This window comes from Diaphorobacter sp. LR2014-1 (assembly GCF_002916785.1).
Lineage (GTDB): Bacteria > Pseudomonadota > Gammaproteobacteria > Burkholderiales > Burkholderiaceae_C > Diaphorobacter > Diaphorobacter nitroreducens.
The window spans coordinates 169,960-195,249 of sequence record NZ_MTBE01000001.1; the positions used below are offsets into that span (position 1 = coordinate 169,960).

Here is a 25,290-nt window from a genome sequence, read left to right on the forward strand (position 1 = left end):
CTCTAGCGCTTATGTAGCAAGCGTCAACAGCTATTGTTTTTGAAGTTCTTCCACCACCAACCCAGGAGTTTGTCATGACCCACTTTTCCGCCACCGAGAACACCGCCCTGGCCACCGCCGTGCAGCTGACCGACGCCGAGCGCCAGCCCTGCGAGGTCTGGACGCGCGTCATGGGCTACCACCGCCCCGTGGCCAGCTTCAACACCGGCAAGCAGGGCGAACACAACGAACGCCAGTTCTTCGCCGAGCCGGGCCGTGCCTGCTAGGACCAGCCACACCGCCGCCGAGGCGCTGCGCATCGGCGGAATCACGCCGCTGACCACCATCGACTTTCCCGGCAGGCTGGCCGCCGTGGTGTTCTGCCAGGGCTGCCCCTGGCGCTGCGGCTATTGCCACAACGCCGGGCTGCTGGACGCGGCCGCACCCGCGCCGCACCGCTGGAGCGAAGTGGAGCAACTGTTGCACACGCGCCGCGGCCTGCTGGACGGCGTGGTGTTCTCGGGCGGCGAGCCCACGCTGCAGGCCGCCCTGCCCGACGCCCTCGCGCGCGTACGCGCCCTGGGCTTTGCCACCGGCCTGCACACGGCCGGCATGTACCCCGAGCGGCTGCAGGCCCTGTTGCCGCTGCTGGACTGGGTGGGCCTGGACATCAAGGGGCCGCTGGCACATTACGACGCCATCACCCGCACGCCGGGCAGTGGCGACCGTGCCTGGGAGTCGCTGCGCTGCGTGCAGGCCAGCGGTGTGGATTACGAGTGCCGCACCACCTGGCACGCGGGACTGTTCGACACGGCGGCCCTGCAGGCGCTGGCCGAAGACCTGGCCGCACAAGGCGTGCGCCAATGGGTGCTGCAGGAATGCAGCACGCCCGCCAGCGTGCCCTGGGCCCGGACGGCGCCGCCCACGCAGTGGCCGCTGCCCACCAGCCTGCGGTGCGCCTGATCAGCCGGCCGCGGCCCCGGCGCCGCACACCCGCAGCACTTCGGCGCCGTACGCCTCCAGCTTTTTCGCACCCATGCCGCTGATGCCCTGCAGATCCTCCAGCGTGGCCGGGTTGCGCTCGGCAATGGCGGCCAGCGTGGCGTCGTGGAAGATCACGTAGGCCGGCAGGTTGTGCTCGCGCGCTACCTCGGCGCGCCAGGCCTTGAGGTTGATGAAGCGCACCTGGGCGTCCTGTGCCAGGTTGGCCGCTGCCACCGGCGGGGCGCTGGCGCGGCGCGGCTTCTTGGGGCCGGCCGCGGCCGTGGCCTCGCGCAGCAGCACGCTCTGTTCGCCGCGCAGCACGGGGCGCGATCCCTCGGTCAGCGCCAGCGTGTCAAAGCTGTGGCCGCCCTCGGTCGTGACCTTGTGCAGCCCCACGGCGCCGGCGGCCAGCAACTGGCGCAGCACGCCGCGCAGCTGCGCCTCGGAATACTGTGCGCCCAGGCCGAAGGTGGAGAGTTTTTCATGGCCGAACTGCTGGACCTTGTCCGTGGCCTTGCCGCGCAGGATGTCCATGATGTGGCCCGTGCCGAAGGTCAGGCCGCTGGCCTCGTGCACGCGGTAGATGGTGGACAGGAGCTTGCGCGCGGCATCCGTGCCGTCCCACACGGCCGGCGGATTCAGGCAGTTGTCGCAATTGCCGCAGGGTTCGGACGCCTCTCCGAAGTAGCCCAGCAGCCGCACGCGCCGGCAGTCCGTGGCCTCGGCCAGGGCCAGCAGCGCATCGAGCTTGCCGCGCATCACGGCCTTGAACTCCTCGCCCGCGGGGCTCTCGTCGATCATGCGGCGCTGGTTCACCACGTCCTGCAGGCCGTAGGCCATCCAGGCGTCGGCGGGCAGACCGTCGCGGCCTGCGCGGCCGGTCTCCTGGTAGTAGCCCTCGATGTTCTTGGGCATGTCCACATGGGCCACAAAGCGCACGTCGGGCTTGTCGATGCCCATGCCGAAGGCGATGGTGGCCACCATCACGATGCCGTCCTCGCGCAGGAAGCGGTCCTGGTTCTGCTGGCGCACCTCGGCGGGCAGGCCCGCGTGGTAGGGCAGCGCCGTCAGGCCCGCATCGCACAGCGCCTGGGCCAGTTCCTCCACGCGCTTGCGGGACTGGCAATAGACCACGCCGGCCTCGCCCAGGTGCTCGCGGTCGATGAAGCGCATGAGCTGCGTGAGCGGCTCCTTCTTTTCCTCGATGCGGTAACGGATGTTGGGCCGGTCGAAGCTGCTGACGAACTGCCGCGCCTGCTGCAGCCGCAGGCCCTGCACGATGTCCTCGCGCGTGAGCGCGTCCGCCGTGGCCGTGAGGGCAATGCGCGGCACGCCCGCATAGCGCTCGTGCAGCACCGCGAGCTGGCGGTATTCAGGCCGGAAGTCGTGGCCCCACTGGCTCACGCAATGCGCCTCGTCGATGGCGAACAGCCCGAGTTGCCCGCGCGCATGCAGACCGTCCAGCAGCGTGAGAAAGCGGTCGGTGGTCACGCGCTCGGGCGCGGCGTACAGCAGCGTGATCTCGCCGCGCGCCAGGCGCCGCTCCACGTCCTGCGTCTGCTGCCAGTCCAGCGTGGAGTTGAGGAAGGCCGCCTCCACCCCCGCCTCGTGCAGCGCGCCCACCTGGTCGTGCATCAACGCAATGAGCGGCGAGACCACCACCGTCACGCCCAGCCCCGCATCGCGCCGCACGATGGCCGGCACCTGGTAGCACAGGCTCTTGCCGCCGCCCGTGGGCATCAGCACCAGCGCGTCGCCGCCGGCGATCACATGGTCAATGATGGCCTGCTGCGGGCCACGGAACTGCTCGTAGCCAAAGACGTCGTGCAGGACGAAATGCGCGGGGGACAAACCGGTGGACTCTCTTTTTGATAGCTGTCAGCGCTTATTGGATAAGCGCCAAAGACACTTTTGGCCTATAAAACGCGGCCATGCGGAGGGCCCCACCATGGCGCAAAGCCCGTTATTGTGCGCCCGCCACCGCGGGCGGCGCCGGCTTCCTACAATCGGCCCCATGACCCTGCCCCACTACACCCGCGCGCAAGCGCTGCCCGCCATCCTGGAACAACGCATCGCCATCCTCGACGGCGCCATGGGCACGATGATCCAGCGCTTCAAGCTGACCGAGGCGCAGTACCGGGGCGAGCGCTTCAAGGACTTTGCGCGCGACGTGAAGGGCAATAACGAGCTGCTGAGCCTCACGCGCCCCGACGTGATCCGCGACATCCATGAAGGGTATCTCGCGGCCGGCGCCGACCTGATCGAGACCAACACCTTCGGCGCGACCTCGATCGCGCAGGACGACTATGGGCTAGCCGAGCTGGCCTACGAGATGAACCTGGAGAGCGCCAAGCTCGCGCGCGCGGCCTGCGACAAATTCAGCACGCCCGACAAGCCGCGCTTCGTCGCCGGCGCCCTCGGCCCCACGCCCAAGACGGCCAGCATCAGCCCCGACGTGAACGACCCCGGCGCGCGCAACATCACCTTCGAGCAGTTGCGCGCAGCCTATCTGGAGCAGACCCTGGCGCTCATCGAGGGCGGTGCCGACGTGATCCTGGTCGAGACCATTTTCGACACCCTCAACGCCAAGGCCGCGCTGTTCGCCGTGGACGAGGCCTTCGAGCAGACCGGCCAGGTGCTGCCGATCATGATCAGCGGCACCGTCACCGACGCCTCGGGCCGCATCCTGAGCGGGCAGACCGTGACCGCCTTCTGGCACAGCGTGCGCCATGCGCACCCGCTGTCGGTGGGCCTGAACTGCGCACTGGGCGCCACGTTGATGCGCCCCTACATCCAGGAACTGGCCAAGGCCGCGCCGGACACCTTCATCAGCTGCTACCCCAACGCAGGCCTGCCCAACCCGATGAGTGACACGGGTTTCGACGAAACGCCCGATGTCACCAGCCGCCTGGTGCACGAATTCGCCGCCGAGGGCCTGGTCAACATCGTGGGCGGCTGCTGCGGCACCACGCCGGACCACATCGGCGCCATTGCGCGCGCCGTGGCGCCGGTGGGCACGCGCCGGCTGTTCCAGACCGAAGCAGCCTAGAGCGCACGTCGCATGCGCCCAGCCACCGACTGAGAGGACCCGGCGACATGCAACGCACCCCCCGCACTTCTTTCCCGGCAACTCCCCGCCGGGCCACCGCCACGCTGGCCCTGTGCGTGGCCGCGTGCCTTGCCGTCACCGGCTGCGCCACGCCACCCTCGCCCCCGGTGGCGCCCGACCCCGCCGCCGATGCGCGCGCCCGTTACGACGCCGACCTGCAGGACTGCCGCGACCGCGCGCAGCAGGTGGGCGTGCTCAGCGAGACGCTGGATGCCGTGGTCCAGGGCGCGCTGGTGGCGGCGTTTCTCGCCTGGGGACTCGGGCGCAGCGACACCGGCGTGCGCGACTGGGCTCTCACGGGCGGCGCACTCGCGGGCGGCTCGCAGGGACTGCAGGCGCTGGAGCGGCGGCGCCAGCTGGTCGCGCACTGCATGGCCGTGCGGGGCCACCGCATCAGCCCGCTGGCAGTGGCCGGGCCGCAGCCGGGCGCCGCGCCGTCCGTGCCCGTGGCACCGGCGGCGCCGCCGCGCCCCTCGGGCGCCGATGCCTACAGCGCCGAGCGCCTGGCACGCGAGCAAGCCTGTCATGCCCAGCCCGTGGCCGCGCTCGCCGCCAAGGGGCCGGGCTTTGAGACCTACAGCGTGCCGTGCAGCAACGGCGACGCGCTGGCGATCCGCTGCGAGTTCGGCAACTGCCGCGTGCTGCGCTGAGAGAACTCCTGTTTTCATAGCTGTTCGCGCTTGCCAGTTGCGCGCTATGGGCCTATTTGGCTTTGAACTTCGCCCTCTTCCGCGCTCACCCTCTTACCCGGGCGGCGCAAGCCTCCTAGACTGGTCCCACGACAACACGGAGGCCACGCACCATGGACTGGACCACCCACCAGGTCTTCAACCAATACCCCGAGCTGAACGACTACCACCCGCTGGCCACCGACGCAGCGCTGTGCGAGGCGCTGGAGCGTGCGGGCGCCGACTGGGCGCGCCCGGCGCTCGACGCCTACGCCGCACGGCTGGGCATGGCCGAGACCTACGCCCTGGCCGAGCAGGCCAACCGCCACACGCCGCAGTTGCAGCGCTTTGACACGCGCGGGCGGCGCATCGACGCGCTGGAGTTCCACCCCGCGTGGCACCAGCTCATGGCGCTGTACCGCGGCGAGGGGCTGATCTCCCGGCCCTTCCAGGACGAGCGGCCGGGCCGCTGGGCCGCATGGGCGGCGGGCTTTTACCTGCACGGCCAGGTGGAACAGGGCACGCTGTGCCCCGCCACGATGACGCAGGCCGCCATCCCGCTGCTGCGCAAGGAGCCCGCGCTGTGGCAGTCGCTGCAGTCCCGGCTCTACAGCACCGCCTACGACCCGCGCGACCTGCCCGTGGCGGACAAGGCCAGCATCTGGCTGGGCATGGGCATGACCGAGAAGCAGGGCGGATCGGACGTGCGCGCCAACACCACCGTGGCGACACCCATCGGCACGGGCGGGCGCGGCGGCGAATACCGGCTGCGCGGACACAAGTGGTTCTTCTCGGCGCCGCAGTGCGATGCGCACCTGGTGGTGGCGCGCACCGGCGAGGGCGGCCCGTTCGCCTGCTTCTACGTGCCGCGCTGGCGCCCGGACGGCAGCCGCAACGCCGTGCGTGTGCAGCGCCTGAAGGACAAGGTGGGCAACCGCAGCAACGCCAGCAGCGAGGTGGAGTTCGAGGACGCCTGGGGCCTGCTCATGGGCGAGGAAGGCCGGGGCATCCCCACCATCATCGAGATGGCCAGCTACACGCGCCTGAACTGCGTGGTGGGCAGCGCCGCCATCCTGCGCCAGGCCACCGTGCAGGCCATCCATTACGCGCGCCGGCGCCACGCCTTCGGCAAGGCCCTGGCCGAGCAGCCGTTGATGCGCGCGGTGCTGGCCGACCTGGCGCTGGAGAGCGAGGCCGCGCTGCACCTGGCCATGCGCCTGGCCCAGGCGTACGAGGACGACGGCACGCCCGCCCAGCGTGCCTGGAAGCGCGTGATGACGCCGGCCGCCAAGTTCTGGGTCTGCAAGCGCGCGGTGGAGCTGACCGGCGAGGCCATGGAGGTGCTGGGCGGTAATGGCTATGTGGAGGACGGCGTGATGGCGCGCCTGTTCCGCGAGGCGCCCGTCAACTCCATCTGGGAAGGCTCGGGCAACGTGATGTGCCTGGACGTGCTGCGCGCCCTGCAGCGCGAGCCCGAAGCAGCACACGCTTTGCTGACCGAGCTGCACGCCGCGGCGCAGGGCGAGCCGCGCATTGCCGCTGCCGCGCGCGAGCTGCAGGCCCTGTTGGCCACACCGGCTGAGCAGTTGGAAGGCCTGGGCCGCGTGCTGACCCAGCGCCTGGTGCTGCTGGCCCAGGCCTGCCTGCTGCGCCAGCAGGCCCCCGCGGCCGTGGCCGATGCGTTCATCGCCACGCGGCTGGCGGACAGCGGGGCCGGCCGCGTGGCGGGCGCCATTGACACACGCGGTCTGGATGTGGCGGCGGTTCTGGCGCGCGCATTTCCGGGATAGTGGACGGGTCTTCAGAGCAAAAATGGCTTCTAGCGCTCGTCCACCAAGCGCGACCAGCTATTTTTACAATAGCAAAACTGCTTCACCTGGCGCGCTGCGCCACAATGCACCATGCTGACCTTCCAAGACATCCAGCACGCCGCTGAGCGCCTGCGCGGCCAGGTGCTGGAAACCCCCTGCGTCGAATCGCGCACGCTCTCGCAGATCGTGGGCGCGCAGGTGTTCCTCAAGTTCGAGAACCTGCAGTTCACCGCCTCGTTCAAGGAACGCGGCGCCTGCAACAAGCTGAGCCAGCTCACTCCCCAAGAACGCGAGCGCGGCGTGGTGGCGATGAGCGCGGGCAACCATGCCCAGGGCGTGGCCTACCACGCGCAGCGCCTGGGCCTGCGCGCCGTGATCGTCATGCCGCGCTTCACCCCCGGTGTGAAAGTGGAGCGCACGCGCGGCTTTGGTGCCGAGGTGGTGCTGCACGGCGACACGCTGGAGGAAGCCCGCCAGCACGCCTACCAGCTGGCGGAGCAGCAGGGTCTGACCTTCGTGCACCCCTACGACGACGAGACCGTGGCCGCCGGCCAGGGCACGCTGGTGCTGGAGATGCTGGCCGCCCAACCCGACCTGGATGCGCTGGTGGTTTCGGTGGGCGGCGGCGGGCTGCTGGCCGGCATGGCAACGGCAGCGCGGGCCATCAAGCCGAACCTGGAGATCATCGGCGTGCAGACGGCGCGCTTCCCGGCCATGGTGAATGCCATCAAGGGCACGCACCACGCGCAGGGCGCGTCAACCATCGCCGAGGGTATCGCCGTGGGCCAGCCGGGAAAGATGACGCAGGAGGTCATTGGCCGGCTGGTGGATGACCTGCTGCTGGTGGACGAAGGCGACATCGAGCAGGCGGTGCTGATGCTGCTGGAGATCGAGAAGACGCTGGTGGAAGGCGCGGGGGCCGCCGGGCTGGCCGCGCTGGTGCGCCACCCCGAGCGCTTTCGCGGCAAGAAGGTGGGGCTGGTGCTCAGCGGCGGCAACATCGACCCGCTGCTGCTGGCGGCCATCATCGAGCGCGGCATGGTGCGCTCCGGCCGGTTGGCGCGCATCATGGTCAGCGCACGCGACGTGCCCGGCGTGCTCGCCCGCATCACCGCCCTCGTGGCCGAAGCGGGCGCTAACATCGAAGAGGTGCACCATCAGCGCGCCTTCACCGTGCTGGCCGCGCAAAACGTGGAGATCGAACTGGTGCTGCAAACGCGCGGCAAGGCCCACATCCAGCAGGTGCTGGACCTGCTGCGCGCCGCGCAGATGGAGGCCGAGCTGCGCTGAGAGCGCCGTGCCGCACGCGCGTGCGGGTAAGGCCCGTGCACGCGCGGGGGCGTTGTGGCTACACTTGTCCCCCATCAAGGCACCAGACCCCACAGGAGACCGAACCCATGGCCCATGACCATCCCATCGCCCCCAACGCCGCCGACGTCGAGGCCGCCACGGCCACCGATGCCGCCGAGTCCGTGGTGCATCTGATTCCCGTCGTGATCCCTGCGGTGGGTGCGGCCATGATCTTCCTGCTGGCCTTCATTGCGGTGTACATGGCCTGAACGCACTGCCCGCTCGCCACCCAGCCCCGCCTCTGCGGGGCTTTGTTTTTGGTGATCGCGTTTGCACTGACACCATGGCGCGCATAACGTCATGTGTTTTTTGCATGATTTAACCCCCTGTCCGACAGACAAATCGGGGGCGTCTTCATAAAATCGTCACCCCAGCCGACCTGTGCAGGGGTGCCACCGCGGTACCCCCGTTTCGCCAGCCGACTGAGTCCCAGCGGTTTTTTCAAAGGCAGCGCGCAGATCGGTTCAGCGCGGGCCTGTGCGTCGTGACCCGGTTCGCTTCCTTTGAAAAGACTGTTTTTCAACTTCAAAGAAGCCTTCCCGATGAACGCACCCACCATGCCCGTCCTGGACATTCAGGCGCCCGCATACGTCAAGAACGCCAAGCTGATCGCCTGGGTGGCCGAAATGGCCGCGCTGTGCAAGCCCGCCCGCATCCACTGGTGCGACGGTTCGCAGCAGGAGTACGAGCAGTTGTGTCAGCAACTGGTGGATGCCGGCACGTTCAAGAAGCTGAACCCCGCCAAGCGCCCGGGCAGCTACTTGGCGTGGTCCGACCCGTCGGACGTCGCGCGCGTGGAAGACCGCACCTACATCTGCTCGGAGAAAAAGGAAGACGCCGGCCCGACCAACAACTGGATGGCCCCGGCCGAGATGCGCGCCACGCTGCAGCCGCTGTTTGACGGCTGCATGGCTGGCCGCACCATGTACGTGGTGCCCTTCTCCATGGGCCCTCTGGGCTCGCACATCGCCCACATTGGCATCGAACTGACCGACAGCGCCTACGTGGCCGTGAACCAGAAGCTGATGACCCGCATGGGCAAGGCCGTCTATGACGTGCTCGGCACCGACGGCGAGTTCGTGCCCTGCATGCACACCGTGGGCGCCCCGCTGGCCGCAGGCCAGAAGGACACCACGTCCTGGCCCTGCAACCCCCAGGTCAAGTACATCGTCCACTACCCCGAGACCCGCGAGATCTGGTCGTACGGCTCAGGCTACGGCGGCAACGCACTGCTGGGCAAGAAGTGCCTGGCGCTGCGCATTGCCTCGACCATGGGCCGCGACCAGGGCTGGCTGGCCGAGCACATGCTGATCCTGGGCGTGACCAACCCCGAGGGCAAGAAGTACCACGTGGCCGCCGCCTTCCCCAGCGCCTGCGGCAAGACCAACTTCTCCATGCTGGTGCCGCCGGAAGCCGGCTTCGCCGGCTGGAAGGTCACGACCATCGGTGACGACATTGCCTGGATCAAGCCCCATGCCGACGGCAAGATGTACGCCATCAACCCCGAAGCCGGTTACTTCGGCGTGGCCCCCGGCACCAACATGCACACCAACCCGAACTGCATGCGTTCGTTGGACAAGGACGTGATCTTCACCAACGTCGCCCTCACCGACGATGGCGATGTGTGGTGGGAAGGCATGGAGAAGGACACCGGCAAGCTCCCGGACCACCTCATCGACTGGCAGGGCAAGGACTGGACACCGCAGATCGCCAAGGAAACCGGCGCCAAGGCCGCGCACCCCAATTCGCGCTTCACGGTGGCCGCCACCAACAACCCGGCCCTGGACCCCGAGTGGGACAACCCCGCCGGCGTGGCCATCGACGCCTTCATCTTCGGCGGCCGCCGCTCCACCACCGTGCCGCTGGTGACCGAGGCCCGCAGCTGGATGGAAGGCGTTTACATGGCCGCGACCATGGGCTCCGAGACCACCGCCGCCGCCTTTGGTGCGCAGGGCGTCGTGCGCCGCGACCCGTTCGCCATGCTGCCGTTCTGCGGCTACAACATGAGCGACTACTTCCAGCACTGGCTCGACATGGGACACAAGCTGGAGGAGTCCGGCCACCAGCTGCCCAAGATCTTCTGCGTCAACTGGTTCCGCAAAGGCGAGGACGGCAAATTCGTCTGGCCCGGCTATGGCGACAACATGCGCGTGCTCAAGTGGATGCTGGACCGCATCGAGGGCACGGCGCAAGGCGAGCCGACCATGTTCGGCATTGCTCCGCAGTACGCCGAGATCAACTGGACCGGCCTGGACTTCAGCACCGAGCAGTTCAAGATGGTGACCAGCATCGACAAGGCTGCCTGGGCCGAAGAACTGAAGCTGCACACCGAGCATTTCGACAAGCTGGCCTACCACCTGCCTCAGGAACTGCTGGCCACCAAGGCCGCGCTGGAGAAGCGTCTGGCGGCCTGACCGCCCTGCCTCGGCTCGGCGCGTGTAATTCAGCCGGGCCTACACACACAACCCCGCGACCACGTCTGTGGCGCGGGGGTTTTTCATGAATGCGCCCATAGGAAGCTGCCGCGCACATAGCAAAAAGGGCACCCGAAGGTGCCCTGTTGTCGGTTGGCGCGGTGTCGCCGCGCGGCCGTTCAGCGGTAACGGCGCAGGTCGTCCACCGCGATGCCGTTCATCGCACGGCTCAGGTCGGCCATGATGCGGGCGTCGCGCAGTGCGGCATTCCAGGTGCGCTCGTCCTCTGCCGCACGCCGGTACGCATCCGACCAAGCCTTGGCAGCGGCACGCAGGCCTAGCACCGCGCTGCGCGCAGGTGCCGCCAGCAACGCCATTCCTGCGAAAGCTATCACCCACATCACCATCCAGCCGGCCAGCATGTGGCCATCGTTCCAGGTGTCCATGACCTGGTTGGCCACGACAAGCAGCGCGGCGACCAGCGCCGCCAGCAGCAGCGACGTTGCGCCGCGGGTGCCGTCAAAGCGGGCAGCGGTTTGCTTCAGATGGCTTGCGGCCTCTTCAATGCGTGCAATGCCGTGGTGCTGGACAGGAACATCGATGTGTACAAACTTCGTCATGATGCGACTCGTACGCCAGTGTTGGCAAAATTGCCGGGCGGTGCAGCAATACTAGGGTTTACCCTGGTTTGTGTCTAATTTATATGTTGAATCACCCATATTCATCTGCGTGATGATTGAAGCATGCAGCCATTGAACTTTCGCACGCTGGATCTCAATCTGCTGCGCGTCTTTGACGAGGTCATGGCCGAGCGCAACCTGACCCGCGCCGCCGAGAAACTGGCCATCACACAGCCCGCCGTGAGCAACGCACTGCGCCGGTTGCGCGAGGTGCTCGGCGACGAGCTGGTCACGCGGCGCGGCCACGGCGTGGAGCCCACGCCGCGGGCACTGGCCCTGTGGCCCGCCGTACGGCACGCATTGGCACAGTTGCAGGAGACACTTTCCCCCGGGCGCTTTGACCCGGCGTCCGCTCAGACGACCTTCGTTCTGGCGATGGCCGACGCCACGGGTGCCACGCTGATCCCGCCACTCATCGAGATCGTGGAACGCGAGGCCCCCGGCGTCTCGCTGCGCGTGGTGCCGCTGACCACGCGCGACCCGCGCCGCCTGCTGGACGACGAGAGCGCCGACATGGCCGTGGGCTACTTCCCCGCCGTGCTGGCCGACCTCACGGCGCGGGCGCAGTCGGACAACGTGGTGGCGCACGAAAGCACCCGCCTCTACGATGGCCAGTACGTGTGCGTGATGCGCGCGGACCACCCGCTGGCCGCCGTGCCGATGACGCTGGACCTGTACTGCGCCGCGCGCCACCTGCTGGTGAGCTTCTCGGGCAAGCCCTTCGGCTTCATCGACGGGGCATTGGCCGCGTTGGGACGTGAACGCCGCATCGTGCTTACCGTGAACCAGTTCTTCACCGCGGGACGGGTGGTGGCCACCACGGACCTGCTCACCGTGCTGCCGCGCCACTTCGTCGGCGTGGCCAGCGTGCGCGACGAACTGGTGTGGCGCCCGCTGCCCATGACGCTGCCGCCCGTGCACGTGGACGCACTGTGGCACCGCCGGCGCAACCACGACCCCGCCCACCGCTGGCTGCGCGAGGCGATTGCGCGCGCCGCGCGCAACACGCCCGCCCCCATTCACCGCCAGGATTGACCCGTCCCACTCACCCATGAAGCTGCAACTGCTGTCCGACCTGCACCTGGAAGCCCACCCGCATTTCACCCCCAGCCCCGCCGTTGGCGCCGATGTCCTGGTGTTGGCCGGCGACATCGGCTCTTACCAGGCCGGCTCGCTGCTGTCGGACGACGACTTCGGCCTGGCGCGCTTCTCCCCTCTGCCGCAGTACGCCGGATGGCCCACGCCAGTGGTCTTCGTCCCTGGCAACCATGAATACGACACGCAGGACTTCGACGCCGCGCATGCGCGCCTGCGCCGCATCTGCGACCGGCTGGGGCTGATCTGGCTGGAGCGTGAGAGCATGGTGCTGCAGGGGGTCCGCTTCGTTGGAACGACGCTGTGGAGCGACTTCGACGCGCTGGCCGATCACGCGGCGATCACCGACCCGGGCCAGCGACTGCAGCGGCGCGAGAAGGCGTTCCGCGCGGCCAATTTCTATCTCTCCAAGACTGGCAGCACCCGCCAGGGTGTGCCCTTCCTTGCAGCCGAGGTGCGCGAACAGGCCCTGGTTTGCCAGGCCTGGCTACGCAACGCGCTCGCGCAGCCCTTTGCGGGCACGACGGTGGCCGTCACGCACTTCGCGCCCAGTCTGCTCAGCGCCGATCCGCGCTACGGCCTGGTGCCGGGCACAGCGGGGTTTTGCAATGCGCTGGACGACTGCCTGCCCCACGCCCAGCTGTGGCTGCACGGCCATCTGCATGCCCCCAGCGACTACCTGGTGCGCGGGGCCCGCGCGGACGGCGCGCCCTGGAGCTGCCGCATAGTGGCCAACCCGCTGGGCTATGCCCGCAAGGGGGAGCAGGCAACCTTTCAGCCGCACTGCGTGCTCACCGTATGATGCGTGCGGGCCCTGCGCCCGCCACCGCGTACCGCATCAAAAATATGACTGAAGTCAAGACAACAGGCGCCAGCGCGGATTAGTCTGATTTCTCGTTTCCGGAGCACTTCGAATGAACATCCTGCTTGCTGTCGACGGCAGCACCTACACCAAGAAAATGCTGGCCTACCTGGCCGCTCACGACGAGATGCTGGGCAGCTCGCACACCTACACGGCCATCACCGTGCAGCCCCAGTTGCCTCCCCGCGCGCGCGCCGCGCTCGGCAAGGAAGTCGTGGACAAGTACCACGCTGAGGAAGGCGAAAAGGTGCTGTCGCCCGTCGTGAAGTTCATGGCGCGTCATGGCGTGCAGCTCAAGACCATGACCAAGGTGGGCCCGGCGGGCGAGACCATCGCCAAGGTGGCCGAGTCCGGCAAGTACGACCTGATCGTCATGGGCACGCACGGCCACGGCTCGCTGGGCAAGCTGGTGATGGGCTCGGTCAGCACGCAGGTGCTGGCCAACTGCCAGGTGCCGGTACTGCTGGTGCGCTGATCAGGCCACCCGCATGGCGGGGCCGCTCGCCAGGCCGCTCAGGCAGGTGTCCGCGGCCCAGTCGATGATGCACTCGTCCGCATAGCCGCGGTCGCGCAGCATGCCGAGCATGGGATCGGCATTGCGCGCCAGCAGCGCACACAAGATCACATCGGGCGGCAACTCGCGCCGCAGCTGTCCCTGGGCCTGCGCCTCGACGATCCAGCCGAGGATGCAGGCATGCACCTCCTGCATCGATGCCCGGTAGGCGTCGCAGGCGCGCAGCGCCTGGGCCAGCGCGGAGTTGCGGCTGGGCAGCAGCGGCACCTCGTCGGCCAGTTGCAACTGCAGCGTCCAGCACAGCAGCGCGTGCAGGCGCTGCATGGCGCCCAGTTCGGCCGGCAGCGCCGCCAGAAAGCGCTGCAGGCGCTCCACCACATGCACCATGGCGGCCGAGCACAGGTCGTCCTTGCCGGCAAAGTGTTTGTACAGGCTGGCCTTGGCAATGCCCACGGCCGCGGCGACCTCGTCCACGGTCATGGTCTCGAAGCCTTTTTCGCCCAGCAGGCGGCTCGCGGCCTCCACGATGGCATCCTCGCGCGCCCGGAGCATCTGCTCCTTGAAGGACGGACGGGGCGGCTGCAACGTGTTCATGCGGGCGATGTTAGCGAGCCTTCACCCCGCGCAGGCCGATAACCCTAAAGACCCCCATCCGCGTGTGCCGTCAGGCCGACAGGTACTGCGCCGCCGCGCTGGTGAGCGCATCGGCCAGCGCATCCAGCACTTCCGACTCCAGGTTCCATGAGTGCCAGTACAGCTGGATGGGCAGCGTATGGCCCGGCGCCAGGTCCACCAGCCGGCCTTGCTGCAGCCAGGGGCGCGCGAGCAGCTCGGGCACCACGCTCACGCCCCAGCCCGCGGCCACGGCGCGCACCTGGCCCTCCGAGCTGGGCACGAACACGCGGCTGAGAGACACGCGTTTCAGGCCAAAGGTGCGCGTGACGAACTCGGCCTGCATATCGTCCTTGCGGTTGAACGAGACGAAAGGCACGTCGCGGAAGTTGTGCGCCGTGAGCCCTTGCGGCAGTTGTCGGCGCGCCAGCTCTGGCGCGGCCACGGCGACGTACTGCATCGCGCCCAGGGGCACCATGCGGCAGCCGCGCAGCGCGCTCTTCAACGTCGTCACGCAGCCCATCACCTGGCCCGAGCGCAGCCACTCCTGCGTGAAGTCCTGGTCGTCGGCAATGATCTCCAGCGGCAGGCGCTGGCGCACCAGATCGCCGAGCGCGTCCACAGCCCAGGTCGCGATGCTGTCGGCGTTGATGGCGATGGCGATGCGCTCTTCCTCGCGGCCGCCGCCGCGCCCGCTGGGCATGAGGTCCTGCAGATCGCGCTCCAGGTCGGCGCGCAGCAGGCGCAACTGCTTGGTGTGCTTGAGCAGCAACTGCCCGGCCGAGGTGGGCTTGAGCGGCCGGCTGCGCACGATGAGCACCGAGCCCACCTGCGCCTCCAGCGCACGCAGGCGCTGCGACACGGCGGACTGGGTGATGTTCAGGCGGCGCGCGGCGCGCTCGAAACCGCCCTCTTCGACGATGGCGGCCAGGCATTCCAATGCGGCGGGGTCAAATGTGCTCACGGCAGGTATCCATTAGTCATTCTGATGAATTCCGCAAAAGTTTAATCACGCTTTTGTTTTTCATTGGGCCGCAGCACACTGCGCGCCATGAAAACCATCGTCCTGGGCGCCGGCATCATCGGCATTAGCACCGCCTGGCATCTGCGCGAGCGCGGGCATGAAGTCACTGTGGTCGACCGCCAGCCCGACGCGGCGCTGGAGACCAGTTTTGCCAACGCGGCGCAGATCTCGGTGAGCTACTGCGAGCCCTGGGCCAACCGCGAGGCGCCATGGAAGGCCCTCAAGTGGATGTTCGACAAGGAAGCGCCGCTGCTGTTTCGCCCCCAGCTCGACTGGGAGCAATGGCGCTGGTGCCTGAAGTTCCTGGCGCAGTGCAACGACACGGCCTTCGCACGCAACGTGCAGCAGATCGTGGCGCTGGGCGCGTACAGCCATGCCGCACTCAAGGACATAGTGCGCGCCACGGGCATCGAGTACCACCGGCTGGAACGCGGCATCGCGCACTTCTACACCGACCAGAAGTCCTTTGACGACGCGGCCCACGCCGTGGAACTGATGCGCCGCTTCGGCGTGCAGCGGCGCGTGGTCAGTCGCGACGAGCTGCTCGCCATCGAGCCGGCCTTCCGCGCCTACGGCGACCGCATCACCGGCGGCACCTACACCAGCACCGACGAGAGCGGCGACGCGCGCGTATTCACCCAGGCGCTGGCCCGCCGCTGCGCCGAGCGCGGCGTGCAGTTCCTCTACGGTCACGACGTGCTGCGCCTGAACCGCTCCGGCGACGCTATTGAATCAATAGCTATTCGCGCTCGCCAGGAAAGCGCTACAGGCCAAAAAGACCAAATACTGAAAGCCGATGCCGTGGTCGTTGCATGCGGCAGCTACAGCGCACCGCTGCTGCGGGGCGTGGGCGTGCACCTGCCCATCTACCCCGGCAAGGGCTACAGCGCCACGTTCCCGCTACTCAAACCGGAGGGCGCGCCCATGGTTTCCACCATCGACGACGGCAAGAAGATCGCCATGAGCCGCCTGGGCAACGTGCTGCGCGTGGCCGGCACCATCGAGCTGGGCGGCTACGACCTGTCGCTGGACAGCCCTGTGGCGCGCGCGCGCTGCCACATGCTGTCGCGCCGCATTGAGACCATCCTGCCCGGCGTGTGCGACACGCGCACGCCCGAGGAAGGCGGAGATCCGCAGTACTGGACCGGCCTGCGACCCGCCACGCCCACCAACATCCCGTTCATCGGCCGTACGCCGCTGCACGGCCTGTGGGTGAACGCCGGCCACGGCACGCTGGGCTGGACGCATGGCGCCGGCTCGGGCAAGGCCATGGCCGAGCTGCTGAGCGGCGAGCGGCCAGCCATGGACTTCGCCTTTCTGGGCGACGACACGCCCGCTGCCGCCTACGGGGCGCCGCGCTTGGCCTGAGCGGCTCGCACCTCAGCGTTTGCGCTGCACCAGCAGGTTGCGCTTGGCATCCTCGGGGTAGGCGAAGGTCACCGCGCCGGCCTGCACCTTGCCCATCACCAGCATGTTGGGGGTGATGGCCTCTTTCTCCTCGGCCGAGAAGGGCCGCTCGTAGGTCGCCACCACGCCGTAATACACGCGCTGCAGGTTCTCCAGCGAATGCTTGAGGGCCGTGCCGTTGACCTGCCCGTCGCGGATGCCCAGCAGGGCATACATCAGCAGGTAGGCCGCGTCGTACCCTTGCGCCGCCGCCATCGGCACGGCCGGGCGGCCCTTGAAGGCGCGCGCGTAGGTGCTCAGGAACGAGGCGCGGCGTTCGTTGCTGGGCTCGGCGATGAAGGTCTGCGCCGTCAGCGCTCCCTCGGCGGCGTCCTTGCCGCCCTGGGGATGAAGAACGGGAACGACAGCGTCCAGCCGCCGACCTGCGGCACCTTCCAGCCCAGCTCCTTGCGGCCTTGGGCAATGACGGCGTTCTCCGGCCCTACGGTGTAGCTGAAGATGACCTGTGCGCCCGCATCGCGCGCGGCCTGCAACTGGGGCGCCAGGCTCTTCACGCCCAGAGGGAAGTTGGTCGCGTACACGGGCGTGAGCTGGTGCGCGGCGAGCGCCGCTTCCACGTCCTTGCGACCGGCCTGGCCGTAGCCCGTGTCGTCGGCAAAGAGGGCCACGCGCGTCCAGCCGCGGCGCAGGATGTCCTCCACCACGAAGGGCGCCTGGATGTTGTCGGGGGCCGAGGTGCGGAAGATGAAGCTCTGCGCCGCCGGATAGGTGCGTGTCACGGGGGTGCCCGTGGCGCACGGCACGATCAAGGGCAGCTTCGCCTGCTGGAACACGTCCAGCGATTTCATCGCCACGCCGGTGTTGCAAAAGCCCAGGGCAGCCACCACGCCTTCTCTGGCCAGTTCCTGCGAGCGTTGACGGCCGGTGTCGGGCGAGCCCTGGTCGTCCTTGACCACCAGCTCCACAGGCCGGCCCAGGTAGCCGCCCACGGCGTTGAACTGCTCCACCGCGAGCTGGATGCCCTGCAGCATGGGCGTGCCGAAGTCCGACGACGGCCCCGAAAAGGGGCCGATGACCCCCACCTTCACGGGCTGGGCGCCCGCCATGCCCGCCAACGCCCACAGCGCCAGCGCCCCTGCCCAGTGTCTGGGTCTCATGGCCATCATCGCGTCTCCGCAATGTTGTGAAAAACACTCCAGCCTAACCAAAAGCGCGGGCGCGCGATGTGGTTTATTGCGCAGCGGCGCGCGGTCGCGGTCAGGGGCAGGTAAGCGATTTGCGGTGAGGGACCGCGCACGCGCTCAGTGCAGCACTGGCGCCGGGCCGGCCAGGAAGTCCAGCAGCGCCGCCTCGAAACCCTCGGGGTCTTCAAGCTGCGGCCAGTGGCCCACGCCGGGCAGCAGCACGGCACGCGCATCGGGCAGCACATGGGCCAAGGCGAGCAGTGCCTCGGGCGGAGTGCAGCGGTCGTACTCACCCCCGATGAGCAGCGCGGGCACCTGCAGGCGCACAAGTTCCGGCGCACGCCGCGCGAAAGCCGTCAGGGCCTCCAACGCACGGCGGTAGGTGGCGGGCGGCACGCGGCCCATGGCGTGCCGTGCAAGCTGCAGCCCCTCGGGCAGCGCGCCGGGGCCGGCGTCGCGCGCCACGGTAGGGTCGGCCAGCCGGGCCATGTCCCGTCCATCGTCCAACCCCGCAAGGCGCGGCGCCACCCACACGGCGGTGGCGGCCTCGTCCAGCGCCGGGCCGCCGGCACACAGCACCAGCCGCCGCACGCGCAGCGGTGCCCGCACGGCGATCTCCAGCGCCAGCATCGCCCCCAGGCCGTGGCCGACCAGCACCACCTGCTCGCACCGCAGGGCATCGAGCAACAGCAGCGCACGCTGGGCCAGGCCCTTGAAGTTGTAGGGCTCCACCGGCGCACTGCCGCCATAGCCCGGCATGTCCCATGCCACGGCGCGGTAGCCCGCGGCGGCCAGGGTTTCCAGCGTCGGGGCAAAGCCCAGGTGATCGCCATCGGCATCGTGCAGCAGCAACACGGTAGGGCCGGAGCCGAGCAGGGAAAAGCGTGGAAGAAGAGACATCGCAGGGTCCAGGGCCGCAGGGCATGCGCGCTGCAGGCGCGCAGGTGCAGACTGATAATAGCCCTCTCCCATTGCCCTACGCGGCGCGCCCAGGGCGCCGCCCCCCTTCGTGAACAGCCGCCTGCCCCACCCGCCCGCCAGCCAACCTCCCGTCTTCACGCCACGCGAGTTCCGCGACGCGCTGGGCATGTTCGCCACGGGCGTGACCATCGTCACGGCGCGCGGGGAAGGCGGCGCGCTGATCGGCATGACGGCAAACTCGTTCAACTCGGTGTCGCTGGAGCCGCCGCTGGTGCTGTGGAGCCTGGGGCACAAGACGTCGTCGCTGCCCGCTTTTTCCCGTGCCACGCACTACGCCATCAATGTGCTGACGGTGGAACAGCGCGCCCTGGCCGAGCAGTTCGCCACGCGCGGCATCGACCGCTTCGCCGGCGTGGCCTACCGCCTGGGACTGAGCGGCGTGCCGGTGCTGGACGGCGCGGCGGCCGTGTTCGAGTGCTTCAACCGCAGCCAGTACGTGGAGGGCGACCACACGATCTTCGTCGGCCAGGTGGAGCGCTGCAGCCACCGGGAAGGCGCCTCGCCCCTGCTGTACCACGGGGGGGTGTTCTACACGGAGCATCCGCTGGGAAGCCTTTCGGCCACCGTAGCCCGCCCGATGGAGAAATAGCCGCCCCGGCTTGCGCCGGAGCGCGGGCACGCCCGGCCGCTTCGGGGCTGGGCGGAACGGGCCGGATATCTGCCCGTTACTTGGCTGTCGCCTCGGGCAGTTCGATCTTCACCTCCAGCACTTCCAGGTCGTCCTGGCGCTCGAAGTGGACCTTCAGGTCGTCGGCGTTGATCTTCACGTACTTGGAGATCACCGCCACCAGCTCGCGCTGCAGCGCGGGCAGATAGTCGGGCTGGCCGGCGCTGCGGCCGCTGCGCTCGTGCGCCAGGATGATCTGCAGGCGCTCCTTGGCCACCGAGGCCGTCTTTTTCTTCTCGCCGAGCAGGAAGGACAGCAGGGACATCTCGCTTACCTCCCGCCGAAGATGCGCTTGAAGAAGCCGGGCTTGGCCGCCTCGATGAAACGCAGGGGCTTGTCCTCGCCCAGGAAGCGCGCAACCACGTCCTTGTAGGCCTCGGACACATCGGTGCCCGACAGGTGGATGGCGGGCAGGCCCTGGTTGGAGGCCTGCAGCACGCTCTCGGACTCGGGGATCACGCCGATGAGCTTGATGCGCAGGATGTCCTGGATGTCCTCCAGGCTCAGCATCTGTCCGTCTTCCACACGATGGGGGTTGTAGCGCGTGATCAGCAGGTGTTCCTTGACGGGCTCGCCGCCTTCGATGGCGCGCTTGGTCTTGCTGCTGAGCATGCCCAGGATGCGGTCGGAGTCGCGCACGCTGGAGACTTCGGGGTTGGTGACCAGCAGCGCCTCGTCGGCGAAGTGCATGGCCATCAGCGCACCGCTTTCGATGCCGGCGGGCGAGTCGCAGACGATGTAGTCAAAGCCCATGTCGGCGAGGTCCTTGAGCACCTTGCCCACGCCGTCCTGCGTGAGCGCGTCCTTGTCGCGCGTCTGGCTGGCGGCCAGCACGAACAGGTTCTCGCACTGCTTGTCCTTGATGAGGGCCTGGTTCAGGTTGGCCTCGCCCTGGATCACGTTGATCAGGTCATACACCACGCGGCGCTCGCAGCCCATGATGAGGTCCAGGTTGCGCAGGCCGACGTCAAAATCGATGACGGCGGTCTTGTGGCCGGCGAGCGCCAGGCCCGATGCGAAGGCGGCACTGGTGGTGGTCTTGCCCACGCCCCCCTTGCCGGAGGTCACGACGACGATTTTGGCCATGTTCTGAGAGGTCCTTGCGTTGCGGTCTGTGGAGTAAGAAAAGGGGGGGACGGTCACAGCGGCTCGATGAGCAGCTTCTCACCGTCCAGCCGCACCTGGGCCGGCTTGCCGCGCACGTTGTCGGGCAGCTCGGTCTCGGTGGTGCGGTAGATGCCTGCCACGGAGACCAGTTGCGGCTCCATGCAGGTGCTGAAAATCCGGGCGCTGGTGTCGCCGCGCGCGCCGGCGATGGCGCGCCCGCGCAGCGGTGCGTACACGTGGATGTTGCCGTCGGCGATCACCTCGGCGCCAAAGCTGACCACGGCCATCACCACCAGGTCCGAGCCGCGGGCATACACCTGCTGGCCCGAGCGCAGCGGCTTGTCCACCACCACGGTCCCCGGCGCCGGCGCGGGCACGGGGACCTCGCGCACGACCTCCACCTCGCGGATGACCTCGTGGACCACCTCGCGGGTAGTGCTCTCACGCGGCGCCTGCATGCGGGGGGGCGGCGCGTCGGGGGCGGCAATCAGGCCCGCGTCGTGCGCGTCCTGCCTCTGCGCGCTGCTGCCGCCGCGCACGGCCACGGGCTGCGTACGATGGCTGCGCAGCGTCTTGACCAGCGCGGCGAAGTCGATGGGCTGCGGCTCGTCCTGCACGGCCGAGAGGTCGATCAGCACCGGGTCGTTGTCAAAAAATTCGGGGTCGTCGGCCCTGCGGGCAGCCAGCTCGGCGGCGATGCTGGCCACGTCGGTGGTCTTGAGCACCATGGCCACCACGGGCAGCTGGGCACTCTTGAGGTCTAGGTGGGTGCGGGCCTGGCCCGCCGTATCAACGGCCATGAAGCGGTTCGGATGGGAAAAAAGACGCCGCGCACGGGCGCCGCCTCGAAGCCGCAAAGTGTACCTGCGCTGCGCCGCTGCCACCGTATCAGGACGTGCGGCGAACCCGGGCGCACCCCAGGCCTGGGCAGCCGCGGATCTGGCTTCACGAGTCCACCGGCTGCGCCCCCTTCGCGCCGCGCAGCGCGGCGAGAGAAGGGGAAAGGTGCGCCAGCGCCGCGGGGGGGATGCTCAGAACTTCGGAATGCGGATGCGGCTGATCATCAGCGAGCCCGACAGCGCGAACAGCAGCACCAGCGGGTGCAGCGTGAAACCGCCGATCGTCACCGACCCCAGCCACAGCTGGCCGCGCACCGCGCCCACGCTGGCGGCCACGGCCATCAGGCCCACGAGCACGATGGAGGTGGGGATCGGCGTGCCCTCGAAGTACTTGACCTTGCCCGACGGGCCCTCGGACAGCGTTTCGGCCGTGATGTTGAAGCGCGCCAGGCGCGACACGCCGCAGGCCACAAAGAAGGCCAGCACCACGCGGTCGTACAGCCCCTGCATGCCGCAGGCGTAGGCGATGATGGCGGGCGCCACGCCGAAGGAGATCACGTCGGCCAGCGAATCCAGCTCGCGCCCCATGGCCGAGCTTTTCTGCCGCCAGCGCGCGATGCGCCCGTCCAGCACGTCGAACACCAGCGCCGCCAGCACCAGCGCACAGGCGAAGTACACATGGCGCACGTCCGACGTTTCCAGATAGGTCATCGACGAGAACAGTGCCCCGACGCCGCACACCGCGTTGCCCAGCGTGAACCAGTCCGCGAGGTGGAACTCGCGGATCATCGAAAAGCGTTTGTGGGGAGAAGCCATGGCGGCATTATCGAACGGCCGCCGGGCCTTTCCTTGTCCGCCGATGGCTGATTCGGTCTACTGGAAACGCGGGGCGCGCTTCTCGATGAAGGCGGTGACCGCCTCGCGGTGGTCGGCCGTCTTGTGGGCGATGGCCTGGTAGCCGGCGGAGATCTCCAGCAGCGAGGCCAGCGAGGCGTGCTCGCCCTCGCGCAGCAGCCGCTTGGTCATCCGCATCACGGCACCGGGGTTGGCGGCGATTTTCTCGGCCAGCGCACGCGCGGTGGGCAGGAGCTGGTCGGCCGGCACCACGCGGCTCACCAGGCCGCAGGCCAGGGCCTCCTGGGCGCTGATGGCCTCGCCGGTGAAAGCCATCTCGGACGCCTTGGCCATGCCCACAGCCCGCGGCAGCAGCCAGGCGCCGCCGTCGCCGGGCACGATGCCCACGCGCACGAAGCTCTCGGCGAAGGTGGCGTTCTCGGCCGCGATGCGGATGTCGCACATGCACGTCAGGTCCAGCCCCGCGCCGATGGCCGGGCCGTTGACGGCGCAGATCACCGGCACGTCGAGCTGGTACAGCGCGTTGGGAATCTGCTGGATGCCCTGGCGGTATTCCTCGCGGATCAGGTCGGGCGTGAGCGCATCGTCGAAGAAGCGCTGCATGTCCTTGACGTTGCCGCCCGAGCTGAAGATGGGGCCTGCGCCGGTGAGGATCAGCACCTTCACGCTGGCGTCCTTGCGCACGGTGTCGCACAGCTGCACGAACTCCTGGACGGCCGTGTTGCCGGTGAGCGCATTGCGCGTCTCGGGCTGGTTCATGGTGACGGTCAGGATGCCGCCGTCGCGTTCGATGGTCAGAAAGGCCATGAGGATCTCCGGTATCAATTCAGGAGCGGCTTGCGCTTGTCTGGCTTGGATTTCAATACGTTTTCAACGTCAAACTAAGCACTAGCAAGCGCAAGGAGCTATTGTTTTTGCATCAAGCGGCCTGCGGCAGCGTCACGTCGGTGATGCGGCGCACGAGGTCCAGCGTCAGCCCGCCGTGCGCCAGCAGCGCCTCGCCGGCCACGCCGTGCCAGTAAGACTCGCTGCCGGCCGTCTGGCGCCAGGCGTGCAGGCGGCGGGTGAACAGCTGCAGGTCGTATTCCGCGGTGAAGCCGATGGCGCCGTGGATGGCGTGGGCGAACTCGGCCACGGCCAGCGCCGCCTCGCTGCAGCGCGCCTTGGCGGTGGCCACGCGCAGCCGGTCGGGCAGCACACCGGCGCCGTTGCAGCCCAGCTGCGCAGCCATGCGCGCGGCAAACACATGCTCGCTCATCACCGCCAGCTGGTGTTGAATGGCCTGGAACTTGCCGATGGGGCGGCCGAACTGCTGGCGCTCGTTGGCGTACTGCAGGGTGCGGCGGAACACGTCGCCCAGCGCGCCAGCCATCTGCGGGGCCACCACGGCGGCCTGCAGGGTGCGTGCGTCTTGCGCGGCGTCCACCGGCACCCCGGGCGCGGCCGCCACCTGGGCAGCAGTCCAGGCCAGGGCGGCATCCAGCGCCAGCGCCTGGGGCGCAGCCTGCGCATCGGCCGTGGCCAGCAGGTGCCAGGCGCTGCCAGCCTGCACCAGCACATGATCGGCCACCTGGCCGCCGCGCACGAGGGCAGAGCGCACGCCGTCATCCGGCAGCCGCTCGCCACGCGCCAGCGTGATGCTGCCGGCGGGGCGCGCTACGCCGCCCTGGGCCAGCAGCGCGCGCGCCACCATGGTCTCGCCCAGCGGCAGCGGCAGCGCATGCGCGCCGCATTGCTCCAGCACGCCGAACACCTGTGTCAGCCCCAGTCCGGCACCGCCGTCGTCCTCGGGCAGCAGCGCGTCGGCCAGCCCCGTGGCCTCCAGTTGCGCCCACAGCAGCTGCGTCGCGGGCGCGGCGCGCCCGCCGGATTCGATGGCGCGCACCACCGGGGGGGTGCACTGGTCGGCCAGCACCTGGCGGGCGGCGTCGGCAAACAGGTCGTTGTCTTGGCTCATGTCGTGGCTCCGTTTCAGCGCAGGCCCAGGCCCCGGGCGATCATCCCACGCAGGATGTCGCGCGTGCCGCCGCGCAGCGAGAACGAGGGCGAGGCCTCGGTCACGTACTTGAGCGTCATCAGCAGCTCCACAGGCACGTCTTCCGCCTCGCGCGCAAACAGGTCGTCGGCGATGGCGGCGGGAATCATCTGCTCCAGCGTGGTGCCCAGCTCCTTGACCAGGGCGGCCTCCACGACGGGGCTGGCGCCCTGCACCAGCTTTTCCTGCACGGCCACCGACATGGCGCGCAGCGGTGCCAGCTGCGTGAGGACCTTGCCCGCCAGGCGCACCGCCGATTCGCTGCGGCCCTGGGGCGTGCGCACGTAGTCGAGCCACTGGTCGAACAGCACGATGGAGGAGAACAGGCGCTCGGGGCCGCTGCGCTCGAAGGCGAGTTCGGCCGTGACCTGCTCCCAGCCCTGGCCCTCGGCGCCGATGAGGGCATCCGGGCCCAACTGCACGTTGTCGAAGAACACCTCGCAGAAGTGGCTGTCGCCCGAGAGGTCTTCGATGGGGCGCACGGTCACGCCGGGCAGCGACAGGTCGACGATCACCTGCGACAGGCCCTTGTGGCGGTCTTCCGCCGTGCCCGAGGTGCGTACCAGCGCAATCATGTACTGGCAGTGATGGGCGTTGGTGGTCCAGATCTTCTGGCCGTTGAGCACAAAGCCCTGGTCGTTGGGCACGGCGCGCGTCTTCACGCTGGCCAGGTCGGAGCCGGAATTGGGCTCGCTCATGCCGATGCAGAAGAACGCCTCGCCCTTGCACACGCGCGGAAGGTAAAACTGCTTCTGCGCCTCGGTGCCGTATTTCAGGATCAGCGGCGCGCTCTGGCGGTCGGCGATCCAGTGCGAGCCCACGGGGGCGCCGCAGTTCAGGTATTCCTCGACCAGCACGTAGCGCGCGAACGCGCTGCGCCCGCCGCCGCCGTATTCGCGCGGCAGCGTGATGCCGATCCAACCGCGCTCGCCCAGCCGGCGGCTCAGCTGTGTGCTGTAGCCGCCCCACGAACGTGCCCGCACATGCGCGGGCAGGTCGCGCACCGCCTCTGCGAGGAAGGCGCGCACTTCGGCGCGCAGCGCCTCATCTTCCGGCGGAATGCGCGTGAGCGCGAGTGAATCCAGAACCGACATGGCCTATGCCCTTTTTCCT

General features: G+C 68.7%; 25 protein-coding genes and 1 pseudogene. 13 read left to right on the forward strand and 13 right to left on the reverse strand.

What is annotated here, in order from left to right:
• Window positions 1–74: 74 nt before the first annotated feature.
• Window positions 75–266, forward strand: coding sequence for an anaerobic ribonucleoside-triphosphate reductase (gene nrdD / locus BV908_RS00805; protein ID WP_011803556.1), 192 nt, complete (start codon window positions 75–77; stop codon window positions 264–266).
• Entirely contained in the window at window positions 256–942 is a 687-nt protein-coding gene (locus BV908_RS00810; protein ID WP_103736919.1) for an anaerobic ribonucleoside-triphosphate reductase activating protein, read from the forward strand. Before nrdD ends, BV908_RS00810 begins: the two co-directional genes overlap by 11 nt.
• Here the strand turns inward: BV908_RS00810 and recQ are convergent, their stop codons facing one another.
• Window positions 943–2,814 carry a DNA helicase RecQ gene (gene recQ / locus BV908_RS00815; protein WP_103736920.1) on the reverse strand — a complete coding sequence of 624 codons (1,872 nt, stop codon included), beginning with the start codon at window positions 2,812–2,814 and terminating at the stop codon, window positions 943–945. It lies immediately after the preceding gene.
• 163 nt (window positions 2,815–2,977) lie between these two features.
• On the opposite strand from recQ, the gene BV908_RS00820 reads away from it, so the two are divergent.
• The 6 genes from BV908_RS00820 (at window position 2,978) to BV908_RS00840 (ending at window position 10,315) form a co-directional block, all read left to right on the forward strand.
• Window positions 2,978–4,012: a homocysteine S-methyltransferase family protein gene (locus tag BV908_RS00820; protein WP_103736921.1), complete on the forward strand. Its 1,035-nt coding sequence runs from the start codon at window positions 2,978–2,980 to the stop codon at window positions 4,010–4,012.
• A 47-nt stretch (window positions 4,013–4,059) separates the two neighbouring features.
• A complete protein-coding gene (locus BV908_RS00825) occupies window positions 4,060–4,722 on the forward strand; it encodes a glycine zipper family protein (protein ID WP_103736922.1) in 663 nt (220 codons plus the stop codon).
• Window positions 4,723–4,874: 152 nt separating this feature from the next.
• A complete protein-coding gene (locus BV908_RS00830) occupies window positions 4,875–6,530 on the forward strand; it encodes an isovaleryl-CoA dehydrogenase (RefSeq protein ID WP_103736923.1) in 1,656 nt (551 codons plus the stop codon).
• 111 nt (window positions 6,531–6,641) lie between these two features.
• Window positions 6,642–7,841, forward strand: coding sequence for a threonine ammonia-lyase (locus tag BV908_RS00835; RefSeq protein ID WP_103736924.1), 1,200 nt, complete (start codon window positions 6,642–6,644; stop codon window positions 7,839–7,841).
• A 107-nt stretch (window positions 7,842–7,948) separates the two neighbouring features.
• The gene (locus BV908_RS22395; RefSeq protein ID WP_012655207.1) at window positions 7,949–8,110 is read left to right on the forward strand and encodes a hypothetical protein; all 162 of its coding nucleotides are present in this window, start codon (window positions 7,949–7,951) and stop codon (window positions 8,108–8,110) included.
• 333 nt (window positions 8,111–8,443) lie between these two features.
• Complete coding sequence (locus BV908_RS00840; protein WP_103736925.1) at window positions 8,444–10,315, forward strand: phosphoenolpyruvate carboxykinase (GTP); 1,872 nt, start codon at window positions 8,444–8,446, stop codon at window positions 10,313–10,315.
• Window positions 10,316–10,494: 179 nt separating this feature from the next.
• Here BV908_RS00840 and BV908_RS00845 read toward each other — a convergent pair whose 3' ends face one another.
• Entirely contained in the window at window positions 10,495–10,935 is a 441-nt protein-coding gene (locus BV908_RS00845) for a hypothetical protein (protein WP_103736926.1), read from the reverse strand.
• A 123-nt stretch (window positions 10,936–11,058) separates the two neighbouring features.
• On the opposite strand from BV908_RS00845, the gene BV908_RS00850 reads away from it, so the two are divergent.
• From BV908_RS00850 to BV908_RS00860, 3 genes are all read left to right on the forward strand, one after another.
• A complete protein-coding gene (locus tag BV908_RS00850; RefSeq protein WP_047350125.1) occupies window positions 11,059–12,030 on the forward strand; it encodes a LysR family transcriptional regulator in 972 nt (323 codons plus the stop codon).
• A 16-nt stretch (window positions 12,031–12,046) separates the two neighbouring features.
• Window positions 12,047–12,892, forward strand: coding sequence for a metallophosphoesterase (locus tag BV908_RS00855; protein WP_103736927.1), 846 nt, complete (start codon window positions 12,047–12,049; stop codon window positions 12,890–12,892).
• 112 nt (window positions 12,893–13,004) lie between these two features.
• Entirely contained in the window at window positions 13,005–13,427 is a 423-nt protein-coding gene (locus BV908_RS00860; RefSeq protein WP_103736928.1) for a universal stress protein, read from the forward strand.
• Here BV908_RS00860 and BV908_RS00865 read toward each other — a convergent pair whose 3' ends face one another.
• Together BV908_RS00865 and BV908_RS00870 are read right to left on the reverse strand one after the other, a co-directional pair.
• Window positions 13,428–14,060 carry a TetR/AcrR family transcriptional regulator gene (locus BV908_RS00865; protein ID WP_011803543.1) on the reverse strand — a complete coding sequence of 211 codons (633 nt, stop codon included), beginning with the start codon at window positions 14,058–14,060 and terminating at the stop codon, window positions 13,428–13,430.
• A gap of 70 nt (window positions 14,061–14,130) precedes the next feature.
• Complete coding sequence (locus BV908_RS00870; RefSeq protein ID WP_011803542.1) at window positions 14,131–15,042, reverse strand: LysR family transcriptional regulator ArgP; 912 nt, start codon at window positions 15,040–15,042, stop codon at window positions 14,131–14,133.
• 87 nt (window positions 15,043–15,129) lie between these two features.
• On the opposite strand from BV908_RS00870, the gene BV908_RS00875 reads away from it, so the two are divergent.
• A complete protein-coding gene (locus BV908_RS00875; protein ID WP_041836144.1) occupies window positions 15,130–16,470 on the forward strand; it encodes a D-amino acid dehydrogenase in 1,341 nt (446 codons plus the stop codon).
• A 12-nt stretch (window positions 16,471–16,482) separates the two neighbouring features.
• Here the strand turns inward: BV908_RS00875 and BV908_RS00880 are convergent.
• Both BV908_RS00880 and BV908_RS00885 read right to left on the reverse strand, forming a co-directional pair.
• A pseudogene (locus BV908_RS00880) lies at window positions 16,483–17,675 on the reverse strand (ABC transporter substrate-binding protein).
• 135 nt (window positions 17,676–17,810) lie between these two features.
• Window positions 17,811–18,593 (reverse strand): alpha/beta hydrolase, encoded by a 783-nt coding sequence (locus tag BV908_RS00885; RefSeq protein ID WP_103736929.1) that lies wholly within the window; start codon window positions 18,591–18,593, stop codon window positions 17,811–17,813.
• Window positions 18,594–18,702: 109 nt separating this feature from the next.
• Here BV908_RS00885 and BV908_RS00890 point away from each other — a divergent pair, with 109 nt between their 5' ends.
• Complete coding sequence (locus BV908_RS00890; RefSeq protein ID WP_103736930.1) at window positions 18,703–19,263, forward strand: flavin reductase family protein; 561 nt, start codon at window positions 18,703–18,705, stop codon at window positions 19,261–19,263.
• A 76-nt stretch (window positions 19,264–19,339) separates the two neighbouring features.
• Here the strand turns inward: BV908_RS00890 and minE are convergent, their stop codons facing one another.
• From minE to BV908_RS00925, 7 genes are all read right to left on the reverse strand, one after another.
• On the reverse strand, window positions 19,340–19,606 hold the full coding sequence (gene minE, locus BV908_RS00895; RefSeq protein WP_011803537.1) for a cell division topological specificity factor MinE: 267 nt from the start codon (window positions 19,604–19,606) through the stop codon (window positions 19,340–19,342).
• Window positions 19,607–19,611: 5 nt separating this feature from the next.
• Window positions 19,612–20,427 carry a septum site-determining protein MinD gene (minD, locus tag BV908_RS00900; RefSeq protein WP_011803536.1) on the reverse strand — a complete coding sequence of 272 codons (816 nt, stop codon included), beginning with the start codon at window positions 20,425–20,427 and terminating at the stop codon, window positions 19,612–19,614.
• Between the two features lie 53 nt (window positions 20,428–20,480).
• Window positions 20,481–21,248, reverse strand: coding sequence for a septum site-determining protein MinC (gene minC, locus BV908_RS00905; protein WP_103736931.1), 768 nt, complete (start codon window positions 21,246–21,248; stop codon window positions 20,481–20,483).
• A gap of 231 nt (window positions 21,249–21,479) precedes the next feature.
• Complete coding sequence (pssA, locus tag BV908_RS00910; RefSeq protein WP_103736932.1) at window positions 21,480–22,103, reverse strand: CDP-diacylglycerol--serine O-phosphatidyltransferase; 624 nt, start codon at window positions 22,101–22,103, stop codon at window positions 21,480–21,482.
• Between the two features lie 57 nt (window positions 22,104–22,160).
• On the reverse strand, window positions 22,161–22,949 hold the full coding sequence (locus tag BV908_RS00915) for a crotonase/enoyl-CoA hydratase family protein (protein WP_103736933.1): 789 nt from the start codon (window positions 22,947–22,949) through the stop codon (window positions 22,161–22,163).
• Between the two features lie 112 nt (window positions 22,950–23,061).
• Entirely contained in the window at window positions 23,062–24,099 is a 1,038-nt protein-coding gene (locus BV908_RS00920; RefSeq protein ID WP_103736934.1) for an acyl-CoA dehydrogenase family protein, read from the reverse strand.
• A gap of 14 nt (window positions 24,100–24,113) precedes the next feature.
• Window positions 24,114–25,271, reverse strand: coding sequence for an acyl-CoA dehydrogenase family protein (locus BV908_RS00925; protein ID WP_011803531.1), 1,158 nt, complete (start codon window positions 25,269–25,271; stop codon window positions 24,114–24,116).
• Between the last annotated feature and the right edge of the window lie 19 nt (window positions 25,272–25,290).